The organism is Candidatus Solirubrobacter pratensis, assembly GCF_000425945.1.
Taxonomy (GTDB): Bacteria; Actinomycetota; Thermoleophilia; order Solirubrobacterales; family Solirubrobacteraceae; genus Solirubrobacter; species Solirubrobacter pratensis.
Window position 1 is genome coordinate 470,229 of record NZ_AUEK01000003.1, and the last position, 18,648, is coordinate 488,876.

General features: G+C 72.2%; 18 protein-coding genes, 1 tRNA gene and 1 pseudogene. 16 read left to right on the top strand and 4 right to left on the bottom strand.

The window, feature by feature from the left end; translation table 11 throughout:
* Nucleotides 1-43 precede the first annotated feature (43 nt).
* Nucleotides 44-418 (top strand): annotated as a pseudogene (purE, locus tag H958_RS34435) (5-(carboxyamino)imidazole ribonucleotide mutase); the annotation flags it as partial.
* On the opposite strand, the gene H958_RS0102420 reads toward purE, so the two are convergent.
* Entirely contained in the window at nucleotides 414-1,157 is a 744-nt protein-coding gene (locus H958_RS0102420) for a TetR/AcrR family transcriptional regulator (RefSeq protein ID WP_156027620.1), read from the bottom strand. The pseudogene purE and the gene H958_RS0102420 sit on opposite strands and share 5 nt — an antisense overlap.
* Between H958_RS0102420 and H958_RS0102425 the strand changes: the two genes are divergently transcribed.
* Nucleotides 1,151-2,056 (top strand): daunorubicin resistance protein DrrA family ABC transporter ATP-binding protein, encoded by a 906-nt coding sequence (locus H958_RS0102425; protein WP_028057495.1) that lies wholly within the window; start codon nucleotides 1,151-1,153, stop codon nucleotides 2,054-2,056. The two genes, H958_RS0102420 and H958_RS0102425, sit on opposite strands and share 7 nt — an antisense overlap.
* A gap of 2 nt (nucleotides 2,057-2,058) precedes the next feature.
* Nucleotides 2,059-2,799 carry an ABC transporter permease gene (locus H958_RS0102430; RefSeq protein ID WP_028057496.1) on the top strand — a complete coding sequence of 247 codons (741 nt, stop codon included), beginning with the start codon at nucleotides 2,059-2,061 and terminating at the stop codon, nucleotides 2,797-2,799.
* Here the strand turns inward: H958_RS0102430 and H958_RS0102435 are convergent.
* On the bottom strand, nucleotides 2,765-3,193 hold the full coding sequence (locus H958_RS0102435; protein WP_028057497.1) for a response regulator: 429 nt from the start codon (nucleotides 3,191-3,193) through the stop codon (nucleotides 2,765-2,767). The two genes, H958_RS0102430 and H958_RS0102435, sit on opposite strands and share 35 nt — an antisense overlap.
* 38 nt (nucleotides 3,194-3,231) lie before the next feature.
* Between H958_RS0102435 and purB the strand changes: the two genes are divergently transcribed.
* The 7 genes from purB (at nucleotide 3,232) to H958_RS0102470 (ending at nucleotide 9,873) form a co-directional block, all read left to right on the top strand.
* Nucleotides 3,232-4,509, top strand: coding sequence for an adenylosuccinate lyase (gene purB / locus H958_RS0102440; RefSeq protein ID WP_028057498.1), 1,278 nt, complete (start codon nucleotides 3,232-3,234; stop codon nucleotides 4,507-4,509).
* Nucleotides 4,502-5,611, top strand: coding sequence for a M24 family metallopeptidase (locus H958_RS34440; protein WP_051323714.1), 1,110 nt, complete (start codon nucleotides 4,502-4,504; stop codon nucleotides 5,609-5,611). Before purB ends, H958_RS34440 begins: the two co-directional genes overlap by 8 nt.
* 15 nt (nucleotides 5,612-5,626) lie before the next feature.
* Nucleotides 5,627-6,496, top strand: coding sequence for a phosphoribosylaminoimidazolesuccinocarboxamide synthase (locus tag H958_RS0102450; protein WP_028057499.1), 870 nt, complete (start codon nucleotides 5,627-5,629; stop codon nucleotides 6,494-6,496).
* On the top strand, nucleotides 6,493-6,714 hold the full coding sequence (gene purS / locus H958_RS0102455; RefSeq protein ID WP_028057500.1) for a phosphoribosylformylglycinamidine synthase subunit PurS: 222 nt from the start codon (nucleotides 6,493-6,495) through the stop codon (nucleotides 6,712-6,714). The genes H958_RS0102450 and purS overlap by 4 nt, the downstream gene beginning before the upstream one ends.
* Nucleotides 6,711-7,373 (top strand): phosphoribosylformylglycinamidine synthase subunit PurQ, encoded by a 663-nt coding sequence (gene purQ, locus H958_RS0102460; RefSeq protein ID WP_028057501.1) that lies wholly within the window; start codon nucleotides 6,711-6,713, stop codon nucleotides 7,371-7,373. The genes purS and purQ overlap by 4 nt, the downstream gene beginning before the upstream one ends.
* Nucleotides 7,373-9,577, top strand: coding sequence for a phosphoribosylformylglycinamidine synthase subunit PurL (gene purL, locus H958_RS34445; protein ID WP_037408842.1), 2,205 nt, complete (start codon nucleotides 7,373-7,375; stop codon nucleotides 9,575-9,577). The genes purQ and purL overlap by 1 nt, the downstream gene beginning before the upstream one ends.
* 83 nt (nucleotides 9,578-9,660) lie before the next feature.
* The gene (locus H958_RS0102470; RefSeq protein ID WP_196807166.1) at nucleotides 9,661-9,873 is read left to right on the top strand and encodes a hypothetical protein; all 213 of its coding nucleotides are present in this window, start codon (nucleotides 9,661-9,663) and stop codon (nucleotides 9,871-9,873) included.
* Between the two features lie 58 nt (nucleotides 9,874-9,931).
* Here H958_RS0102470 and H958_RS0102475 read toward each other — a convergent pair whose 3' ends face one another.
* Nucleotides 9,932-11,317 (bottom strand): aspartate aminotransferase family protein, encoded by a 1,386-nt coding sequence (locus H958_RS0102475; RefSeq protein WP_028057503.1) that lies wholly within the window; start codon nucleotides 11,315-11,317, stop codon nucleotides 9,932-9,934.
* Nucleotides 11,318-11,527: 210 nt separating this feature from the next.
* Between H958_RS0102475 and purF the strand changes: the two genes are divergently transcribed.
* The 5 genes from purF to H958_RS42635 all read left to right on the top strand — a co-directional run bounded on the left by purF (nucleotide 11,528) and on the right by H958_RS42635 (nucleotide 17,639).
* Nucleotides 11,528-12,961 carry an amidophosphoribosyltransferase gene (gene purF, locus H958_RS34450; RefSeq protein WP_037408844.1) on the top strand — a complete coding sequence of 478 codons (1,434 nt, stop codon included), beginning with the start codon at nucleotides 11,528-11,530 and terminating at the stop codon, nucleotides 12,959-12,961.
* A 135-nt stretch (nucleotides 12,962-13,096) separates the two neighbouring features.
* The gene (locus tag H958_RS34455) at nucleotides 13,097-14,935 is read left to right on the top strand and encodes a RecQ family ATP-dependent DNA helicase (protein WP_231379155.1); all 1,839 of its coding nucleotides are present in this window, start codon (nucleotides 13,097-13,099) and stop codon (nucleotides 14,933-14,935) included.
* A complete protein-coding gene (gene purN / locus H958_RS34460; protein ID WP_081685522.1) occupies nucleotides 14,932-15,708 on the top strand; it encodes a phosphoribosylglycinamide formyltransferase in 777 nt (258 codons plus the stop codon). The genes H958_RS34455 and purN overlap by 4 nt, the downstream gene beginning before the upstream one ends.
* The gene (gene purH / locus H958_RS0102495; RefSeq protein ID WP_028057504.1) at nucleotides 15,692-17,260 is read left to right on the top strand and encodes a bifunctional phosphoribosylaminoimidazolecarboxamide formyltransferase/IMP cyclohydrolase; all 1,569 of its coding nucleotides are present in this window, start codon (nucleotides 15,692-15,694) and stop codon (nucleotides 17,258-17,260) included. The genes purN and purH overlap by 17 nt, the downstream gene beginning before the upstream one ends.
* A gap of 10 nt (nucleotides 17,261-17,270) precedes the next feature.
* Nucleotides 17,271-17,639 (top strand): hypothetical protein, encoded by a 369-nt coding sequence (locus tag H958_RS42635; protein WP_051323715.1) that lies wholly within the window; start codon nucleotides 17,271-17,273, stop codon nucleotides 17,637-17,639.
* On the opposite strand, the gene H958_RS0102505 is transcribed toward H958_RS42635, so the two are convergent.
* Nucleotides 17,636-18,253: a TetR/AcrR family transcriptional regulator gene (locus H958_RS0102505; protein ID WP_028057505.1), complete on the bottom strand. Its 618-nt coding sequence runs from the start codon at nucleotides 18,251-18,253 to the stop codon at nucleotides 17,636-17,638. The genes H958_RS42635 and H958_RS0102505 overlap by 4 nt on opposite strands.
* Nucleotides 18,254-18,320: 67 nt before the next feature.
* Between H958_RS0102505 and H958_RS0102510 the strand changes: the two genes are divergently transcribed.
* Nucleotides 18,321-18,394 (top strand) — tRNA-Lys (locus H958_RS0102510).
* Nucleotides 18,395-18,648: the final 254 nt, after the last annotated feature.

Consider the following 18,648-nt stretch of genomic DNA (forward strand, 5'->3'; position numbering starts at 1 on the left):
CCTCGAGGCCCTCGAGACCGACGCCCCGAGCGTCGGCATCGTGATGGGCTCCAAGTCCGACATGCCCGCCATGGAGAAGGCGGCCAAGGAGCTGACCGAGCGCGGCATCTCGCACGAGATCCGCGTCATGTCGGCGCACCGCGACCCCGAGCTGGTCGCCGACTACGCGAAGAACGCGCGCCTGCGCGGGCTGAAGGTGATCATCGCCGGCGCCGGGCTCTCCGCCGCGCTTCCCGGCGTCGTCGCCGCGCACAGCGACCTGCCGGTGATCGGCGTGCCGCTGACGTCCTCGACCTCGGTCGCGGGCGGGCTCGACGCGCTGCTCGCGATCGCCCAGATGCCGCCCGGCGTGCCGGTCGCGTGCGTGGGCGTCGACAACGCCCGCAACGCCGCGGTGCTGGCGGCGCGCATCCTCAGCGCCTGAGCATCGCCTCGACGCCGTCGAGGATGCGCTCGAGGCCGAACGCGAAGTCGGCATCGCGCGTGTCCTCGGCGTCGTCGAACACGCCCGCGTCCACGACCCGCTTCACGGCGGGCCAGCGGTCGTCGACGAGCGTGTGCATGACCGTGACGTAGGCGGCGAGCGGGTCGGTCGCCGGGTCGCCGCTGCCGGGCGCGAGCTCCGCCTCGAGGCGCGCCTGCCAGAACACGTAGCCGTTGATCGTCAGGATCAGCTGCGCCTTCTCGTCCTCGGCCAGCGGTGTCCCGGCCAGGGGCGCCAGGCCGCGCTCCATCAGCGTCACGCTCGCCGGCGTCGCCGGGGGCGGGCTGATGCGCACGTAGAGCACCCACGGGTGGGCGCGCACCAGCCGCAGGATGTCCCACGCCCAGCCCTCCAGGCCCGCGCGCCAGCCGTCGTAGGGCTCGGCCGGCGGCAGCGCCATCACGCGATCCATCATCAGCACGAGCAGCTCGTCCTTGCTGCGCACGTGCCGGTACAGCGACATCGTCGTGAAGCCGAGCGCGTTGGCCACGCGCGCCATCGAGACGGCGTCGAGTCCCTCCGCATCGGCAAGCTCGATCGCCGCCGCGACGACCTTGCCGGCGGTGAGGCCGCCGCGCCGCGGCTTGCCCGGCTCGGGCGCCCACAGGCGGTCGAGTCCGGGAGGCAGCGCTTGCATGCTTCGAGTGTACGTGATACACAATGTGTATGGCATACACAATCGAGACCGGCGACCTCGCGAAGTCGTTCGGGAAGCTCCCGGTGCTGACCGGCCTTGACCTGGCGGTGGAGGCGGGCTCGGTGTTCGCCCTGCTCGGCCCGAACGGTGCGGGCAAGACGACGACGGTCCGCATCCTCTCGACGCTGCTGACCGCCGACGCCGGCTTCGCCCGCGTCGCCGGGCACGACGTCGCCCGCGAGCCCGTCAAGGTGCGCGAGGCGCTCAGCCTCACCGGCCAGTACGCGGCCGTCGACGAGGTGCTCACCGCACGCGAGAACCTGGCGCTGATGGCCCGCCTGCGCCACCTGTGCCGCGGCCCCGCGCGCCGGCGGGTCGGCGAGCTGATCGAGCGCTTCGGGCTGCAGGAGGCGGCCGACCGCCGCGTCGCGACCTACTCCGGCGGCATGAAGCGCCGCCTCGACCTGGCGATGAGCCTCGTCTCGCAGCCACAGGTCGTCGTGCTCGACGAGCCGACCACCGGCCTGGACCCGCGCAGCCGCCGCGACGTCTGGGACGCCGTGGCGGAGCTCGCGGCGTCCGGGGCGACGGTGCTGCTCACCACGCAGTACCTCGAGGAGGCCGACCGGCTCGCCGACCGCATCGCCGTGATCGACGGCGGGCGCGTGGTCGCCGAAGGCAGCGCCGACGAGCTCAAGGCGCGGCTCGGCGACGAGACCGTCGAGCTGTTCTTCGCCGACACGCTCGCGCTGGAGGCGGCGGAGCGGGAGGTCGGCGGGAGCGCCGAGCCGCAGCGGCTGTGCCTGCGCGTCGCCTCCGACGGGAGCGCCGAAGCGATCCGCCGCCTGCTCGACCAGGTCGGCGGCGTCCAGCGCCTCCAGCTGCACCGCCCCAGCCTCGACGACGTGTTCCTCTCGCTCACCGAAAGGGTCTGACCATGGCCGATTCGCTCGTCTTCGTCGGGCGCAGCGTGCGCCACAGCGCGCGCAGCCTCGACGCCGTGATGACCGCCGTGCTGCTGCCGGTGATGATCCTGCTGCTGTTCGTCTACGTCTTCGGCGGCGCGATCGACACCGGCGGCCGCTACGTCGACTACGTCGTGCCAGGGATCATCCTGCTGTGCGCGGGCTACGGCTCGGCGACGACCGCGGTGAGCGTCAACCAGGACATGACGACCGGCGTGATCGACCGCTTCCGCTCGCTGCCGATCTCCTCGTCGGGCGTGCTCACCGGCCACGTCGTCGCGAGCGTGCTGCGCAACCTGGTGTCGACCGTGATCGTGCTCTGCGTCGCGCTGCTGATCGGGTTCGACCCGCGGGCGAGCGCGCTGGACTGGCTCGGCGTGCTCGGCGTCCTGCTCGCGTTCATGGTCGCGATCTCGTGGATCGCCGCCTGCTTCGGGCTGCTGGCCAAGAGCGCCGAGGGCGCGGGTGCGTTCTCGTTCGCGATCATGTTCCTGCCGTACGTGAGCAGCGCCTTCGTGCCGACCGACTCGATGCCGGCGGCGCTGGAGGCGATCGGCGACCGGCAGCCGATCACGCCCATCGTCGAGACGCTGCGCGGGCTCATGCTCGGGACGCCGATCGGTGACCATGCCGTCGCCGCGCTCGCCTGGTGCGGCGGCCTGACGGCGCTCGGCGTGATCAGCGCCGGGGTGCTGTTCCGCCGGGCAGCGTGACGGTCCCGAACCAGTAGCGCGCGATCGTCGCGACCAGGTCGAACAGCTCGTCGACGTCGGGCGGCTTGGCGACGTGGGAGCTGGCGCCGAGCTCGTAGGAGCGGGTGACGTCGCCCTCGGCGTGCGAGGAGCTCAGGACCACGACGGGCAGCCGGCGCAGCGCGGCGTCCTCGGAGGTGCGGACGGCCTCGAGCACTTCGTGCCCGGACAGGCGCGGGAGGTTGAGGTCCAGCAGCATCAGGTCCGGCGGGTCGCCGGCTTCGTGCAGGCGGGCGAGCGCCGCCTCCCCGTCGCCGGCGACCGACAGGCGCGCCGAGGGCAGCGCCTCGCTCAGCGCGAGACGCACCAGCTGGGCGTCTCCGGGATTGTCCTCGACCAGGAGGATGCGGGCCACGGCGGATCATTGTGGCGCGCCGTCTAGGATCGAGCGCCGTGATCGCGCGCTACACCCGTCCCGAGATCGGTGCCATCTGGACCGACGAAGCGCGGTTCACCGCGATGCGCGACGTCGAGGTCGCCGCCGCCGAGGCGCTGGAGAACGGTCCTACGCCTGACGACCTCGACGCGATCAGGGCAGCCGTTTTCACAGTTGACGCGATCAACGAGCGCGAGAAGATCACCGACCACGACACGGCGGCGTTCGTCGACGTGCTCGCCGCGTCGGCCGGCCCCGCGGGCCGCTGGATCCACTACGGGCTGACCTCGTCGGACGTGGTCGACACCGGGCTCGCGCTGCAGCTCCAGCGCGCCGGCGCGCTGCTGGTCCCGGCGGCGCGGCAGCTCGCGTGGGAGCTGGCCGAGAAGGCGCGCGAGCACGCCGAGACGCTGTGCGTCGGCCGCACGCACGGCGTGCACGCGGAGCCGACGTCGTTCGGGCTCAAGCTCGCCGGCTACGCGATGGAGGCGCACCGCCACGCCGAGCGGCTGGAGCGCGCGTTCGCGCAGGCCGCGACGGCGGCGATCTCCGGCGCGGTCGGGACCTACGCGACGCTGGGCCCGGCGTACGAGGAGCGCGTGCTGTCGCGATTGGGCCTGAAGGCGGAGCCGATCTCCACCCAGGTCGTGCCGCGCGACCGCCATGCGGAGCTGCTGAGCGCGATCGCGCTGGCGGGCGCCGGCCTGGAGCGCTTCGCGACCGAGATCCGTCACCTCCAGCGCACCGAGGTGCGCGAGGTCGAGGAGCCGTTCCGCGCCGGCCAGAAGGGCTCCAGCGCGATGCCGCACAAGCGCAACCCGGTGATCTGCGAGCGCATCTGCGGGCTGGCGCGCGTCCTGCGCGGCAACGCGCAGGTGGGGCTCGAGAACGTCGCGCTGTGGCATGAGCGCGACATCTCGCACTCCTCCGCCGAGCGGATCATCCTCCCCGACTCGACGATCCTGCTCGACCAGCTGCTCGCCCTCAGCCTGCGCGTCGTGCGCGGGATGACGGTCCACGCCGACCGCATGCGCGCAAACCTGGAGCTCACCTCGGGCGCGCTCTTCTCCCAGCGCGTGCTGCTCGCGCTCGTGGCCTCGGGGATGCAGCGCGACGACGCGTACCGGATCGTGCAGCGGCTCGCGCAGCAGGCGTGGGACACGCAGACGCCGCTGCGCAGCCTGCTCGAGGCCGAGCCGGACGTCTCGCTCGATCTCGACGAGGTCTTCGACTACGGGTATTACGTGCGCTTCGTCCCCGAGGCGCTCGAGCGACTGGAGGTGATCCATGGGTAACGTCGCACGCCTCATCTACGGGGCGCCGGAGGTCAACGCCGACCTCTTCCACGCGGTGCCGCTGGGCATCGGCGACCCGTTCCTCTACCTCGAGGACGGCGACCGCCGCGTCGCGACCGTCAGCGTGCTCGAGGCCGACAAGGTCTCCGCGCTGGGCATCGAGGTGCTCGATCCGGCCCAGCTCGGCCAGGACGAGCTGATCGCCGCCGGCAAGGACCGAGTCGAGATCGAGGGCGAGCTGTGCGTGCGCGCGTGCCGCGAGCTCGGCATCGCCGCCGCCGTCGTGCCGCCCGAGTTCCCGCTGCTCGCGGCCGATCCGTTGCGCGCCGCCGGCATCGAGCTGACGATCGACGCCGGCGTCTTCGTCGAGCGCCGCCGGATCAAGACCGGCGCGCAGCTCGAGGGCATCCGCCGCGCGCAGAAGGCGGCCGACGCCGCGATGGGCGTCGCCGCCTCGCTGATCCGCGACCTGCGGCCCGGGCTTACGTCCGAGGACGTGCGCGCGGCGATGGCCGAAGTCGCCGAGGAGCACGGCTGCGACATGCCCGGCGACGTGATCGTCTCGCACGGCCCGCAGTCGGCGCTCGGGCACGAGTCCGGCTACGGCGAGATCCTCGCCGGCGAGCCGGTCGTGGTCGACATCTGGCCGCGCGACAAGGCTTCGCGCTGCTACGCCGACATGACGCGCACGTTCGTCGCCGGGGGCGGGGAGCCGCCGGCAGAGCTGGCCGAGTTCTGGCGGCTGACGAAGGACTCGCTCGACCGCGTCTACGCCGAGGTGCGCCCCGGCGTCAACGGTCGGCTGCTGTTCGAGCGCTCCTCGCAGCCCTACATCGAGGCCGGAAAGCCGACGCAGCTGACCAAGCAGCCGGGCGAGGTGCTCGAGGACGGCTACTTCCACGGCCTCGGCCACGGGGTCGGCCTGGAGGTCCACGAGCGGCCGAACCTCGGCAGGCTCGGGGACGACCTGCTCCCCGGCGACGTGATCACGCTCGAGCCCGGCTGCTACCGGCGCGGCTTCGGCGGCTGCCGGCTCGAGGATCTCGTGCTCGTCACGGACGACGGCTACGAGACGCTGACCGATTTCCCGTACGACCTGTGACGTATTGTCTTTGAGGTGTCCGTGACGCTCCCGCTGCTGCATTCCGGCAAGGTCCGCGAGCTGTATGACCTGGGCGACGACCTGCTGATGGTCGCCTCCGACCGGATCTCCACCTACGACGTCGTGCACCCGACGCCGATCCCCGACAAGGGGCGCGTCCTCACCGGCCTCTCCGTGCTCTGGTTCGGCTTGACGCGCGACATCGTCCCGAACCACTTCATCTCCGCGACCGAGGGCGTCCCGGCCGAGTACCGCGGGCGCGCGCTGCGCGTCAAGCGGCTGAAGATGCTGCCGGTCGAGTGCATCATCCGCGGCTACATCACGGGCTCAGGCTGGAAGGACTACCAGGCGACGGGCAAGGTCTCCGGCGTCTCGCTGTCCGAAGGCCTGCTGGAGTCCCAGCAGCTGCCGGCGCCGATCTACACGCCCTCCACCAAGGCCGAGGAAGGCCACGACGAGGCGATCGACTTCGAGGAGACGGTGCGCCTGCTCGGCTCCGAGGAGCTCGCCGCGCAGCTCCGCGAGGCGTCGCTGAAGGTCTACGAGGCGGTCGCCGCCCACGCCCGCGAGCGCGGCGTGATCCTCGCCGACACCAAGTTCGAGTTCGGCCTGGACGAGAACGGCGTGCTCACGCTCGGCGACGAGGTCTGCACGCCGGACTCCTCGCGCTTCTGGCCCGCCGACGGCTTCGAGCCCGGGCACGGCCAGCCGTCGTTCGACAAGCAGTACGTGCGCGACTGGGCCTCGGGGACCGGCTGGGACAAGACGCCGCCGGCGCCGCCGATCCCGGACGAGGTCGTGTCACAGACGCGCGAGCGGTATGTGACGGCCTACGAGCGCCTGGCGGGCGAGCCGTTCGGCGCGTGGCTGGACCGCGTGGCGTGACCCGCGTCCGCGTCCTGATCCGGCCCAAGGAGGGGATCCTCGATCCCCAGGGCCAGGCCGTGGAGCGCGCGCTTCCGGCGCTCGGGTTCGACGGCGTCTCGCACGTGCATGTCGGGCGGCTCGTGGAGCTCGACGTCCCCGACGAGTCGCGCGTGGCCGAGATGTGCGAGAAGCTGCTCGCGAACCCGCTCGTCGAGGATTACGAGATCCAGGCATGAAGTTCGGGATCGTCCGCTTTCCCGGGTCGTGCGACGACGTCGACGCGCTGTCGGCGGCGCGGCGCGCCGGTGAAGCCGAGCTGCTGTGGCACGGCGACCGCGATCTGCGCGGCGTCGACGCGGTGATCGTCCCCGGCGGCTTCTCCTACGGCGACTACCTGCGCGCCGGCGCGATCGCGCGCTTCGCGCCCGTGATGGAGGAGGTCGAGCGCTTCGCCCGCCACGGCGGCCTCGTGCTCGGCATCTGCAACGGCTTCCAGGTGCTGTGCGAGCTCGGGCTGCTGCCGGGCGCGCTGCTGCCGAACACGAACCTGCGCTTCACGTTCCGCCAGGTCTCGGTCGAGGTCGTCAACGCCCGCACGGCGTGGACCGGCGCCGCCGAGCAGGGTGACGTGCTGTCCATCCCCGCCAAGCACATGAGCGGCCGCTACTGGGCGCCCGACCCCGTGCTGGACGAGCTGGAGGCCGATGGCCAGGTCGCGCTGCGCTACGCGCCCGGCTCGAACTTCAACGGCTCCTCGCGCGACATCGCGGGCGTGACCAATCATGCCGGCAACGTGCTGGGGCTGATGCCGCACCCCGAGCACGCGGTCGAGCCGCTGACGGGCTCCGCGGATGGGCTGAAGCTGTTCCTCTCGGCCGCGCGCGTACCCGCCTGATGCGCCATAGAGAGCTCGGGCTGACCGACGCCGAGTACGACCTGATCGTGTCCAAGCTGGGCCGCGAGCCGAACGAGGTCGAGCTCGCCGTCTTCTCGCTGATGTGGTCCGAGCACTGCGGCTACAAGCACTCGCGCCGCCTGCTCAAGACGCTTCCGACCGAGGGCCCGCGGTTGATCCTCGGCCCGGGGGAGAACGCGGGCGCGGTGTCGGTGGGAGAGGGGCTCGCGTGCGCCTTCAAGGTCGAGTCGCACAACCATCCGAGCGCGGTCGAGCCCTTCCAGGGCGCCGCGACCGGCGTCGGCGGCATCCTGCGCGACATCTTCGCGATCGGCGCGCGGCCGATCGCGATCCTGGACTCGCTGCGCTTCGGCGAGCCGACCTCGCCCCGCTCGCGCTACCTGCTCGAGCACGCCGTCGGCGGCATCGGGCACTACGGCAACTCGATCGGCGTCGCCACGGTCGGCGGCGAGATCTACTTCGAGGAGCCGTACGAGACCAACTGCCTCGTCAACGCGATGTGCGTCGGACTGATCGAGACCGATCGGCTGATCCGCAGCGCGGCGGCGGGCGTCGGCAACATCGTCGTGCTGTTCGGGGCGCGCACCGGCCGCGACGGCATCGGGGGCGCGTCGGTGCTCGCCAGCGCGGAGCTCGACGACTCCGAGGACAAGCGGCCGACCGTGCAGATCGGCGACCCGTTCGAGGAGAAGAAGCTGCTCGAGTGCTCGCTGGAGCTGCTCGAGCGCGGCCTGCTGGTCGCGCTGCAGGACCTCGGCGCCGCCGGGCTGACGTCCTCGTCGGCGGAGATGGCCGCCAAGGGCGAGGTCGGGCTGGACCTCGATGTCTCCCGCGTGCCGCTGCGCGAGGAGGGCCTGGAGCCCTTCGAGATCATGGTCTCGGAGTCCCAGGAGCGGATGCTCTGCGTCGTGGAGCCGGAGAAGCTCGACGACGTGCTGGCGGTGTGCGCGCGCTGGGACGTCAACGCGACGGCGATCGGCGAGGTCACGGGCACGCGCCGGCTGCGCGTGTTCGACGGCGAGATGCTCGTCGGCGACATGCCGGTCACCGCGCTCGTCGACGAGTGCCCGGTGTACGACCTCGAGCCGGCCGAGCCGGCGGTCTCGGTCTACCCGGTCCCGGACGCGGTGATCGACCCGGGCGCGGACCCGGAGCGGACGCTGCTGGAGCTGCTGTCCTCGGCCAACCTCGCCTCGCGCCGCTGGGCGTTCGAGCAGTACGACGCGGTCGTCGGCTCCCGCACGGTCCGCCGGCCTGAGCAGGCCGACGCGGCGGTGCTGCTGCTGCCCGATACGCCGGTGAACCTCGATCCGGCTGCGCTGTGGCCCTCGTCGCGCGAGGACGGTCCGCGCCCGGCGATCGCCGTCGCGATCGACGGCAACGGCCGCCGCGTCGCCGCCGACCCGTACCGAGGCGCCGTCGAGGCCGTGCTCGAGTGCTCGGCCAACCTCGCCTGCGTGGGAGCCGAGCCGCTGGGGCTCACGAACTGCCTCAACTTCGGCAACCCGGAGAAGCCGCACATCGCGTGGCAGCTCACGCGCGCGGTCGCGGGCCTGGGCGACGCCTGCCGCGCGCTCGGCGTCCCGGTCGTCGGCGGAAACGTGTCGCTCTACAACGAGGGCGCCGAGGGCCCGATCTACCCGACGCCGGTCGTCGGCCTCGTCGGCGAGCTGCCCGACGCCCGCCGCGCGGGCAGGCTGGCGTTCGCGCACGAGGGCGACGCGATCGCGCTCATCACGGCCCAGTCGTGGGCGCCGTCGCCGGCCGCCTCCGAGCTCTCGAAGCTGCGCGGCGAGCCGGTTCAGGGCCCGCTCCCGCCGGCCGACCTGGGCGAGCTCAAGGCGCTGCACGCCGCGATCCGCCAGGCCGTCCGCGCCGGCACGCTCACGTCGGCGCACGACGTCGCGGAGGGCGGCGTCGCGATCGCGCTGGCCGAGGCGTGCATCGCCGGCGACGTCGGCGCGCAGGTCCGCGGGCTGGAGTCCGAGGAGGACCTGTTCGGCGAGGGTCCGGGCGCGTTCCTCGTGTCCGGCCCGGCCGCGTCGCTGCGCGCGTTCGGCTCCGCCGCGCGCGTCATCGGCGAGGTCGGCGGCGCCACCCTGGCGATCGAAGGCGTCCTCGAGATCGCCGTGGACGAGCTCGAGCGGGCGCACTCGAACGGCCTCAGCGCGCTCCTGCATTAAGTCGCTTCAGATCCGAGCGCCGCGGCCGATTCACGGGGACGCCCCTTATGTCGGCCATGCTCGATCCGATCCAGCCTGCCGCCATGGTCGTCCCGGCAGCCTTCGGCGCGGAAGCGCCCGCGGCCGGCGTTTCACCGGCGGAGTTCGCGACCGTGTTCGGTCACTACTCCGCCGGCAACTCGGACCTTCCGCCCGAGGAGGACGCGATCCGTCAGGCCCACCTGAACATGGGCCTGCGCGTCTTCGGCACCGTCTTCGTCGACGAGCAGGGCGGGCGCTCCTGGTGGGCGTATTGAGCCGGGGGCCCCACCCAACGGGCCATTCCGTGTGGAGCGATGTCCCGTTGGGCACCCCCTAGCTGAGCAGGTCCTCGGCCATCGCCTCGAACACCTGGACGTACGCGTCGACCGCCGCGTCGTCGTGCGTGACCGAGAGGGTCCACTCCTCCTCGCGCCCCGGCGTCATGAAGATGCCGCGGTTCATGTTGTAGAGCCACGCCAGCTCTGACAGGTCCTTGTCCTGGTTGGCCTTGAACGTCTCGTAGTCGACGATCTTGGTCGGCGAGAACGTGACGCAGCCCTTGGAGCCGATGCCGACGGCGTAGCCGGGCAGGTTGTGCTTGCGGATCACGCCCTCGCAGCCGCCGAGGATGCGCCCGTTGAGGTGCGCGAGGTGCTCGTACGAGGCCGGCGTCAGCACCTCGAGGAGGTTCGCGCGGATCGCCGCCATGCCGAGCGGGTTGCCGTTGTAGGTGCCCACCTGGTAGACGGAGCCGTCCTCGACGGAGGCCATGACCTCCTCGCTGCCGCCGATCGCGCCGGACGGCATGCCGCCGCCGAGCGCCTTGGCGAGCGTCACGAGGTCCGGCTTGACGCCGAACTTCTCGGTCGCGCCGCCGGCCGCGATCGTCAGGCCGGTCTTGACCTCGTCGAAGATCAGGACGACGCCGTGGCGCGTGCAGATGTCGCGCACCGCCTCGAGGTAGCCGGGCTCCGGGAGCACGACGCCGAGGTTCATCATCGCCGCCTCCATGATCACGCAGGCGGGCTTGCGGCCCTCCTCGGTGAGGCGCTCGATGCGGCGCTCCATCGCGCCGGCGTCGTTGAACGGCACGGGGATCGTGAGGTCCACGACCGCCTGCGGGATGCCGGCGCCGTAGGGCAGGCTCGCGAGGTTCTCGTGGTCGCCGATCTTGTCGTACTCGACGCCGATCGACACCATCACGCCGTCGTGATGGCCGTGGTAGGAGCCGAAGATCTTGACGATCGTGTCGCGGCCGGTGTGGCCGCGGGCGATCCGGATCGCGTCCATCGTGGACTCCGAGCCGGAGTTCGTGTAGCGCCACTTCGGCAGGCCCCAGCGGCGCGCGAGCTCGTCGCCGACGACGATCGCGTCCTCGGTGGGCGCCGCGAAGTGCGTGCCCTTGGAGTACCGATCGGCGATCGCGGCGCCGATGGCCGGGTGGGCGTGGCCCTGGACCATCGAGCCGAAGCCGTTGTGGAAGTCGTACATCTCGTTGCCGTCGACATCCCACACCTTCGGGCCGACGCCGCGCTCGAGGTAGATCGGCCACGGGTCGCGCAACTGGTAGGACGAAGCTACGCCGCCGGAGAGATGCACGCGGGCGCGCTCATACATCTCGGCGGACTTGCGGGTCGCATCGTTGAGGCGCGACTCCTCGCGCGCGATCAGCTCGGCGATGCGCTGACGGGGGATCTGGACGGGTGACTCGATGGCCATGACTATCCGGCTCCTGGTCGGAAGGCTCGCGGGGCGTACGGCCGGGCCCCGGCGGGCGAGGTGTGTCCTGGAGCCTAGCTTTGTCGTCTTTGCTGCGTTGTCGGAGGTCGTGCGAGCGGGTCTGCCGACGCGTCGATCGCGACCGCGGGCGCTGCTAGCCTGACTTAGGCCGGTCGTTCACACGGCAGTTACGCCCAGGGCCGCCCTCTCTTGGATTCCCTCCTCGATCCCCGCGACGGACCGCGCGATGAGTGCGGCGTCTTCGGCATCGTCGCCCCCGGGCGCGAGGTCTCGCGGCTCGCGTACTTCGCGCTCTACGCGCTGCAGCACCGCGGGCAGGAGTCGGCGGGCATCGCGACGGCGCAGGGCGGCCACATCCTCGCGATGCGCGACCAAGGGCTCGTCAACCAGGTGTTCGACGAGCAGAAGCTGCGCGCGCTGCAGGGCGACATGGCCATCGGCCACGTGCGCTACTCGACCACCGGCGCGAGCTCGTGGGAGAACTCGCAGCCGGTCTGGCGCTCGGACCGGCGCGAGGTCGCGCTCGCACACAACGGCAACCTCGTCAACGCCGTCGAGCTGCACTCGGAGCTGCGCCGGCGCGGCGTCACGTTCCGGTCGACGTCTGACTCGGAGATCATCGCGGCGCTCCTCTCGACCCACGAGGCCGGCACGATCGAGGATGCGCTGGTCGACGTCATGGGCCGTGTGGAGGGCGCGTACTCGACAGTCGTGATGACGAAGGACCGCATCCTGGCGTTCCGCGATCCGCTGGGCATCCGGCCGCTGTCGCTCGGCATGCTCGGGGACTCCTACTGCGTCGCGTCGGAGACCTGCGCGTTCGACATCATCGGCGCGAAGTTCCTGCGCGACGTCCAGCCGGGCGAGGTCGTCTCCTTGACGCCGCGCGGCATCCAGACGCGCCAGGCGGTCGCCTCGCCGCGCAGCGCGCTATGCGTCTTCGAGCACATCTACTTCGCGCGTCCGGATTCGCGCCTCGGGGGCCAGCCGCTGCAGGTCGCGCGCGGCCGGATGGGCGAGATCCTGGCGCACGAGGCGCCGGTCGCGGCCGATCTCGTGATCCCGGTGCCGGACTCGGGCAACCCCGCCGCGCGCGGCTTCGCGCGCGTCTCCGGGCTCCCGCAGGACGACGGCCTGATCAAGAACCGCTACGTCGCGCGCACGTTCATCCAGCCCGGCCAGGAGCTGCGCAAGCACGGCCTGCGGCTGAAGTTCAACCCCCTTCCGGAGGTCGTGGCGGGCAAGCGCCTGGTCGTCGTCGACGACTCGATCGTGCGCGGCAACACCACGCGCCAGATCGTGCAGATGCTGCGCGACGCCGGGGCGCGCGAGGTGCACATGCGCATCTCCGCGCCGCCACTGCGCCACCCGTGCCACTACGGCATCGACATGTCGACGCGCGAGGAGATGATCGCCCACCGCCGCACGGCGGCCGAGGTGGCCGCCGAGCTGGGGGCCGACTCGCTCGCCTATCTGTCGCTGCGCGGGGTCTACGAGGCCGTGGGCGGGACGCCCGAAACGCACTGCGACGCCTGCTTCTCGGGCATCTACCCGCTCGAGGGCACGGCGTCCAAGGACGCCTTCGAGCACGCGCTGCCGGTCGTCGCGCCGTCGGCGGGCTGATCCGGGGCCGCGCACCGACGCTTCACCGCTGGACGCCGCCCCCTGTCACGGGCGGCGCCCACTTCGTGCCGACTTCGTGACAACTTCCCGCGATCGCGGGATGCCCTCCGGACCGGGCGATATGGTCGCCAGCCCGTGTCCGTGGCCATCGAGAACATCGCGCTCCCGGGCCTCGGGCCGCCGCCGCCCGAGCCGGTGGCGCGCGCGACCGACGTCGAAGGCGCGCTGCACGAGCTGTTCGGGTTCCCGGGGTTCCGGCCGGGGCAGCGCGAGGCGGTCGAGGCCGCGCGCGGCGGCCGCGACGTGCTGGTCGTGATGCCGACGGGCTCGGGCAAGTCGCTCTGCTACCAGCTGCCGGCGCTGATGCGGACGGACCTCACGCTCGTCGTCTCGCCGCTGGTCTCGCTGATGCAGGACCAGGTGGAGGCGCTGGAGCGGGTCGCTCCTGGCCGCGTCGCGCTCGTCAACGCGCAGCAGGACGCGGGCACGAACCGGCGCGCGGTCGAGCGCGCCGTCTCGGGCCACGTGCGGCTGCTCTACGTCGCGCCCGAGCGGTTCGCCTCGCCGGGCTTCCTGGAGCGCATCCGGCAGGCCCGGATCGGCCTCTTCGTGGTCGACGAGGCGCACTGCGTCTCGCAGTGGGGGCATGACTTCCGGCCCGAGTACTTCCGGCTCGCGGACGCGGCGCGCTGGCTCGGCGCGAAGGCGATCCTCGCTTCGACAGCGACGGCCACGCCGCAGGTGGCGGCCGATATCGTGGCGCGGCTGGGGCTGAAGGACCCGGTCAAGGTCGCGACGGGGTTCGATCGCCCGAACCTCTCGTTCGCCGTCGTCCCGTGCCCCAACAAGGAGGTCGTCCACCGGCGGATCGCGGCCGCCCTGGCCGATCCGGCGGCCCGCCCGGCGATCGTCTATGCGGGAACGCGCGCGGAGTCAGACCGGCTGGCGGCGCGGCTCGGGCGCGAGCTCTCGCTCGAGGTCATCGCCTATCACGCGGGCCTCCCGCGCGAAGCGCGCACCGAGGCGCAGCGGCGCTTCATGGCCGGCGAGGTCGAGGTGGTCGTCGCCACCAACGCGTTCGGGATGGGCGTGGACAAGGCCGACGTGCGGACGGTCTGCCACGAGTCGGTGCCGAGCTCGATCGAGGCGTACTACCAGGAGGCCGGCCGCGCGGGGCGCGACGGCAAGCCGGCCCGCGCGCTGCTGTTCGCGACCGGCCGCGACAAGGGCCTGCACGTCTTCTTCATCGAGCGCGCCGCGGTGGGGGAGGACCTGCTCAAGCGCATCGGCCGCGCGATCAGCTCGTCTGCGCAGGGCGAGCCGCCGCGCTACCACCTCGAGCTCGCGGCCCTGGCCCGCGGCGAGGAGGAGGAGGCGGTGCGCGCCGTCGTCGGCCACCTCGCGCAGGCGGGCGTCATCCAGCCGACGCCGTCCGCGCCCGATCGCGTGGCGGGCCGGCTGATCGGCGAATGGGACGCCCGCTCGCTCTCGATCTGCCGCTCCGCCGCCCAGGAGGGAACGCGCGTGCGGTGGCGCCAGTACCGCTCGGTCTGGGCCTGGGTCGAGGGCGATCGCTGCCGCCGCGACGGCATCCTGCGTCACTTCGGCGATCGCGCGGCGCCTGCCGCCCTCGGCCCGTGCTGCGACGTCTGCGATCCGGAGCTGATCCCGGAGGCGCCGGCCGCCGCGCCCCGCCAGCGCGCACTCGGCACCGCCGAGGCGGGCGACCTCGACGGCGCGATCCTCGACGTCGTGGCCGCCGCCCAGCCGGGGGTCGGCCGCACGCGCGCCGTCGAGGTCCTGCGCGGCGGGCGTTCAAAGGTGATCCAGAAGTACTCCTACGACGGGCTGCCGCACTACGGCACGTTCGCCCACCTCCAGGCCGAGGACGTCCTCGCCCGGGTCGACGCGCTGCTCTCGGCGGGCACGCTGCGCTCCACGGCCGGCCGCTTCCCGAAGCTCGAGGTCGTATGAGCGCCGCGGATGACGCCCCGGACGAGCCGTCAGGTCCCAGCGGCGGGTCTCCGCCCCCTGGCGGGCCCTCGAGCCCCGGCGCATCTCCGGCCCCCGGCGCATCTCCCGCTCCGGGCGGCCCTCCGAGCCCCGTCGCCCGCCTCAAGGTCGGGGTCCTCGCCTCGGGCGCCGGAACGAACCTCCAGGCGATCCTGGACCGCGTCCACGGCCGCGACGCGGACGTCGTCGCCGTCGGCTCCGACAAGCCCCAAGCCGAGGCCCTTGCCCGCGCCGCCTCTCGGGGCGTCGCCACGCGAGCGTTCCCGCGCGGCGACTTCGCAGACCGTGAGTCACGTGACAAAGCCATGGCGGGCTGGCTCACCGAGGCCGGCGCCCGGCTCGTCGTCCTCGCGGGCTACATGCAGCTCGTCACTCCCGCGTTCCTGCGCGCCTTCCCGCTCGGCGTCATCAACGTCCATCCCGCCCTGCTGCCGGCCTTCCCGGGCCTCGCGGCGATCGAGCAGGCGCTCGCGTACGGCGTCAAGGTCTTCGGCGTCACGGTCCACTTCGTCGACGAGGGCGTGGACACCGGCCCGATCATCCTCCAGCGCGCCGTCGAGCTGCCGCACGCGACCGAGCCGGATGCCGTCCGCAGCGCCCTGCGGCCGCTCGAGCATGAGCTGCTGACCGAGGCCATCCGCCTGATCGCGCTCGGGGCCGTGAGCGTCGACCCGGGCGCACGCCGCGTATCGATATCGTCCGCGCCCCATGGAGGCGATGGTTCAGCCGGCTGAGGTACGCGTGCGGCGAGCGCTGCTCTCGGTGTCGGACAAGACGGGGATCGTCGACTTCGCGCGGGGGCTCGCCGACCTCGGCGTCGAGCTCGTGTCGACCGGCGGCACGGCGACGGCGCTGCGCGATGCCGGCCTCGAGGTCCGGCCGATCGACGACTTCACGGGCTTCCCGGAGATCATGGGCGGCCGGGTGAAGACGCTGCACCCGAAGCTCTACGCCGGCCTGCTGGCGCTGCGCGACGACGAGGAGCACATGCTCGCGGCCTCCGAGCACGAGATCGAGTTCGTCGACCTGGTGTGCGTGAACCTCTACCCGTTCGAGCAGACCGCGGCGCGCCGCGGCGCGACCGAGCACGAGGTGATCGAGAACATCGACATCGGCGGCCCGACGATGATCCGCGCGTCGGCCAAGAACTTCCCGTTCACCGCCGTCGTGGTGAACCCGGCCAGCTACGACGCGATCCTGCAGGAGCTGGCCGACCTCGAGGCCCGGCTGTCGATCGGCACGCGCGAGAGCCTCGCCACCGAGGCGTTCTCCTACACCGCCCGCTACGACAGCGCGATCTCCCGCTGGTTCGTCGAGAAGCAGGACGACTTCCCGCCGCTGCTGCTCTCCGCCTACGAGAAGGTCACCGACCTCTCCTACGGCGAGAACCCCCACCAGCGCGCCGCCTACTACGCCCAGGCCGGCTCGCGCATGCACGCGCTCTCGATGGTCCGCCAGCTCGGCGGCAAGGATCTGTCGTTCAACAACGTGCTCGACCTCAACGCCGGGCGCATGCTCATCGGCGAGTTCGAGCTGCCCGCCTGCGCGATCATCAAGCACAACAACCCGTGCGGCGTGGCGGTCGGCGGGTCGGTCCTGGAGGCCTACCACGCCGCCTTCGCGTGCGACCCGCAGTCGGCCTTCGGCGGCGTCGTGTGCGTCAACGGCCAGGTCGACGCCGGGTTCGCCGACGCGCTGACCAAGCAGTTCTGCGAGGTGATCATCGCGCCCTCCTTCACCGAGGACGCGCTCGACCTGCTCGCGAGCAAGCCGAACATGCGCATCCTCGAGGACGGCGAGCGCCGCCGCCTGAACGTCGCGGAGCGCGACATCAAGCGCGTCATGGGCGGCCTCCTGATCCAGGATCGCGACCTCGGGCTCGAGGACCGCACCGAGATGGAGGTCGTCAGCGAGCGCAAGCCCTCGGAGGCCGAATGGGGCGAGATGCTGTTCGCCTGGAAGGTCTGCAAGCACGTGCGCTCGAACGCGATCGTGCTCTCCAACGACCTTGCGTCGGTCGGGATCGGCGCGGGCCAGATGAGCCGCGTGGACTCGGTCCGGCTGGCGATCGAGAAGGCGCAGGCGGCCGGTTCCTCACTGCTGGGCTCCGCCATGGCGTCCGACGCCTTCTTCCCGTTCTCCGACGGCCCGCAGCTCGCGATCGACGCGGGCATCACGGCGATCATCCAGCCGGGCGGGTCAGTCCGCGACCCGGTGGTCGTGGAGGCGGCGGACGAGGCCGGCATCAGCATGGTCTTCACCCACCGCCGCCACTTCCGGCACTAGCGTTCCGGTCATGGACGCCCGTACGCTCGCCAAGTCGATCGCCTACCTCCGCGCCGCCCTGGGCGCAGGCCTCGTCGTCGCCCCCGCGCGCTCCGCGCGCGGCTGGGTGGGTGAGGACGGCACGTCCCGCGCCGCCCAGGTGATGGGGATCGCCGTCGGCGCGCGCGACGTCGCGGTCGCCGCGGGTACGCTGCGCGCCCTGTCGCGCGGCGAGGACGCGCGGTCCTGGCTCGCGGCCTCGGTGCTGTGCGACGCGGCCGACGCCGCGGCCAACATCTCCCGCCGCGACGCGCTCCCGGCGACCGGCGCGCTCGGCGTCACCGCTCTCGCCGGAGGCGCCGCGCTGCTCGGGCTGTGGCTGCTGAAAGAGCTGGACTAGGTCTGGTAGAGGACGCGCGTCCAGATCGTCGTCAGCGTGTTGGCGACGGTCTCGCGCGCCGTCGTCTCCGCCCGGCCGAGCGACAGGTTCAGGTAGCGCTCCATCATCCACACGAGCGCGCGCGACGTCTCGGCGGCGTCGAGCGCCGCGACGCGCCCGGCGGCGATCTCGGCCTCGATGTGCTTGCGTGTCACATCGATGAACGTCTGCACGAGCCCGCTGTAGACGCGCTCGACCTCCGGGTCGTCAGCCGCGGCGTCCGACAGCGCCCGCAGCACCGGCCCGTGCTCGGAGTACACCTCGACGATGCCATCCATCGCCTCGCGCGCCAGTGCCGGCCCGTCGCCGGAGCCCGTGTACCAGCGCTGCGACATCGTCCGCAGCTCGTTGCCCAGGTGCTCGACCACGCGCAGGACCAGGTGATGGCGGTCGCGGAAGTACACGTAGAACGACGGGCGCGAGAGGTCCGTGCGCCGCATCACCTCGTCCACGGTCAGCTCGCGGAACGGCCGCTCGCGCAGCAGCGCTTCGGCGGCCGCGACGATCTCAGCCTCGGCCACCTCCGGCGTCCGCCGTCGCCGGCGGCCACCTGCCTCCGCTTCCCCGACGCTCACCGCAGGCAGCGTAGCCGCTGCACCACCTTTCCGTCGCAGCTCCGAGCGATACAGTCGCGTACCACCCGCCGCCGTAGCTCAGCGGTAGAGCACCGGACTTTTAATCCGTTGTGGTCGCAGGTTCGAATCCTGCCGGCGGCATCTGCGGGGCGCGTGACAACCTGGCGGCCGTGAACCGTTCGAGTCGCGCGTCATCATCGTGACGGGCGCCACCAGCGGCATCGGGCTCGCGGTCGCGCGCCGGATCGCGCGTTCAACAACGCGGGCGGCGCGGGCGCGTTCACGCCGGTGCACGAGCTCGACACCGGCGCGTGGCACGAGGACCTCGCGCAGAACCTGACGAGCGTCTTCCAGCGTTCGTGCTGAGCGACGAGGCCGCGTTCATCACCGGCGCG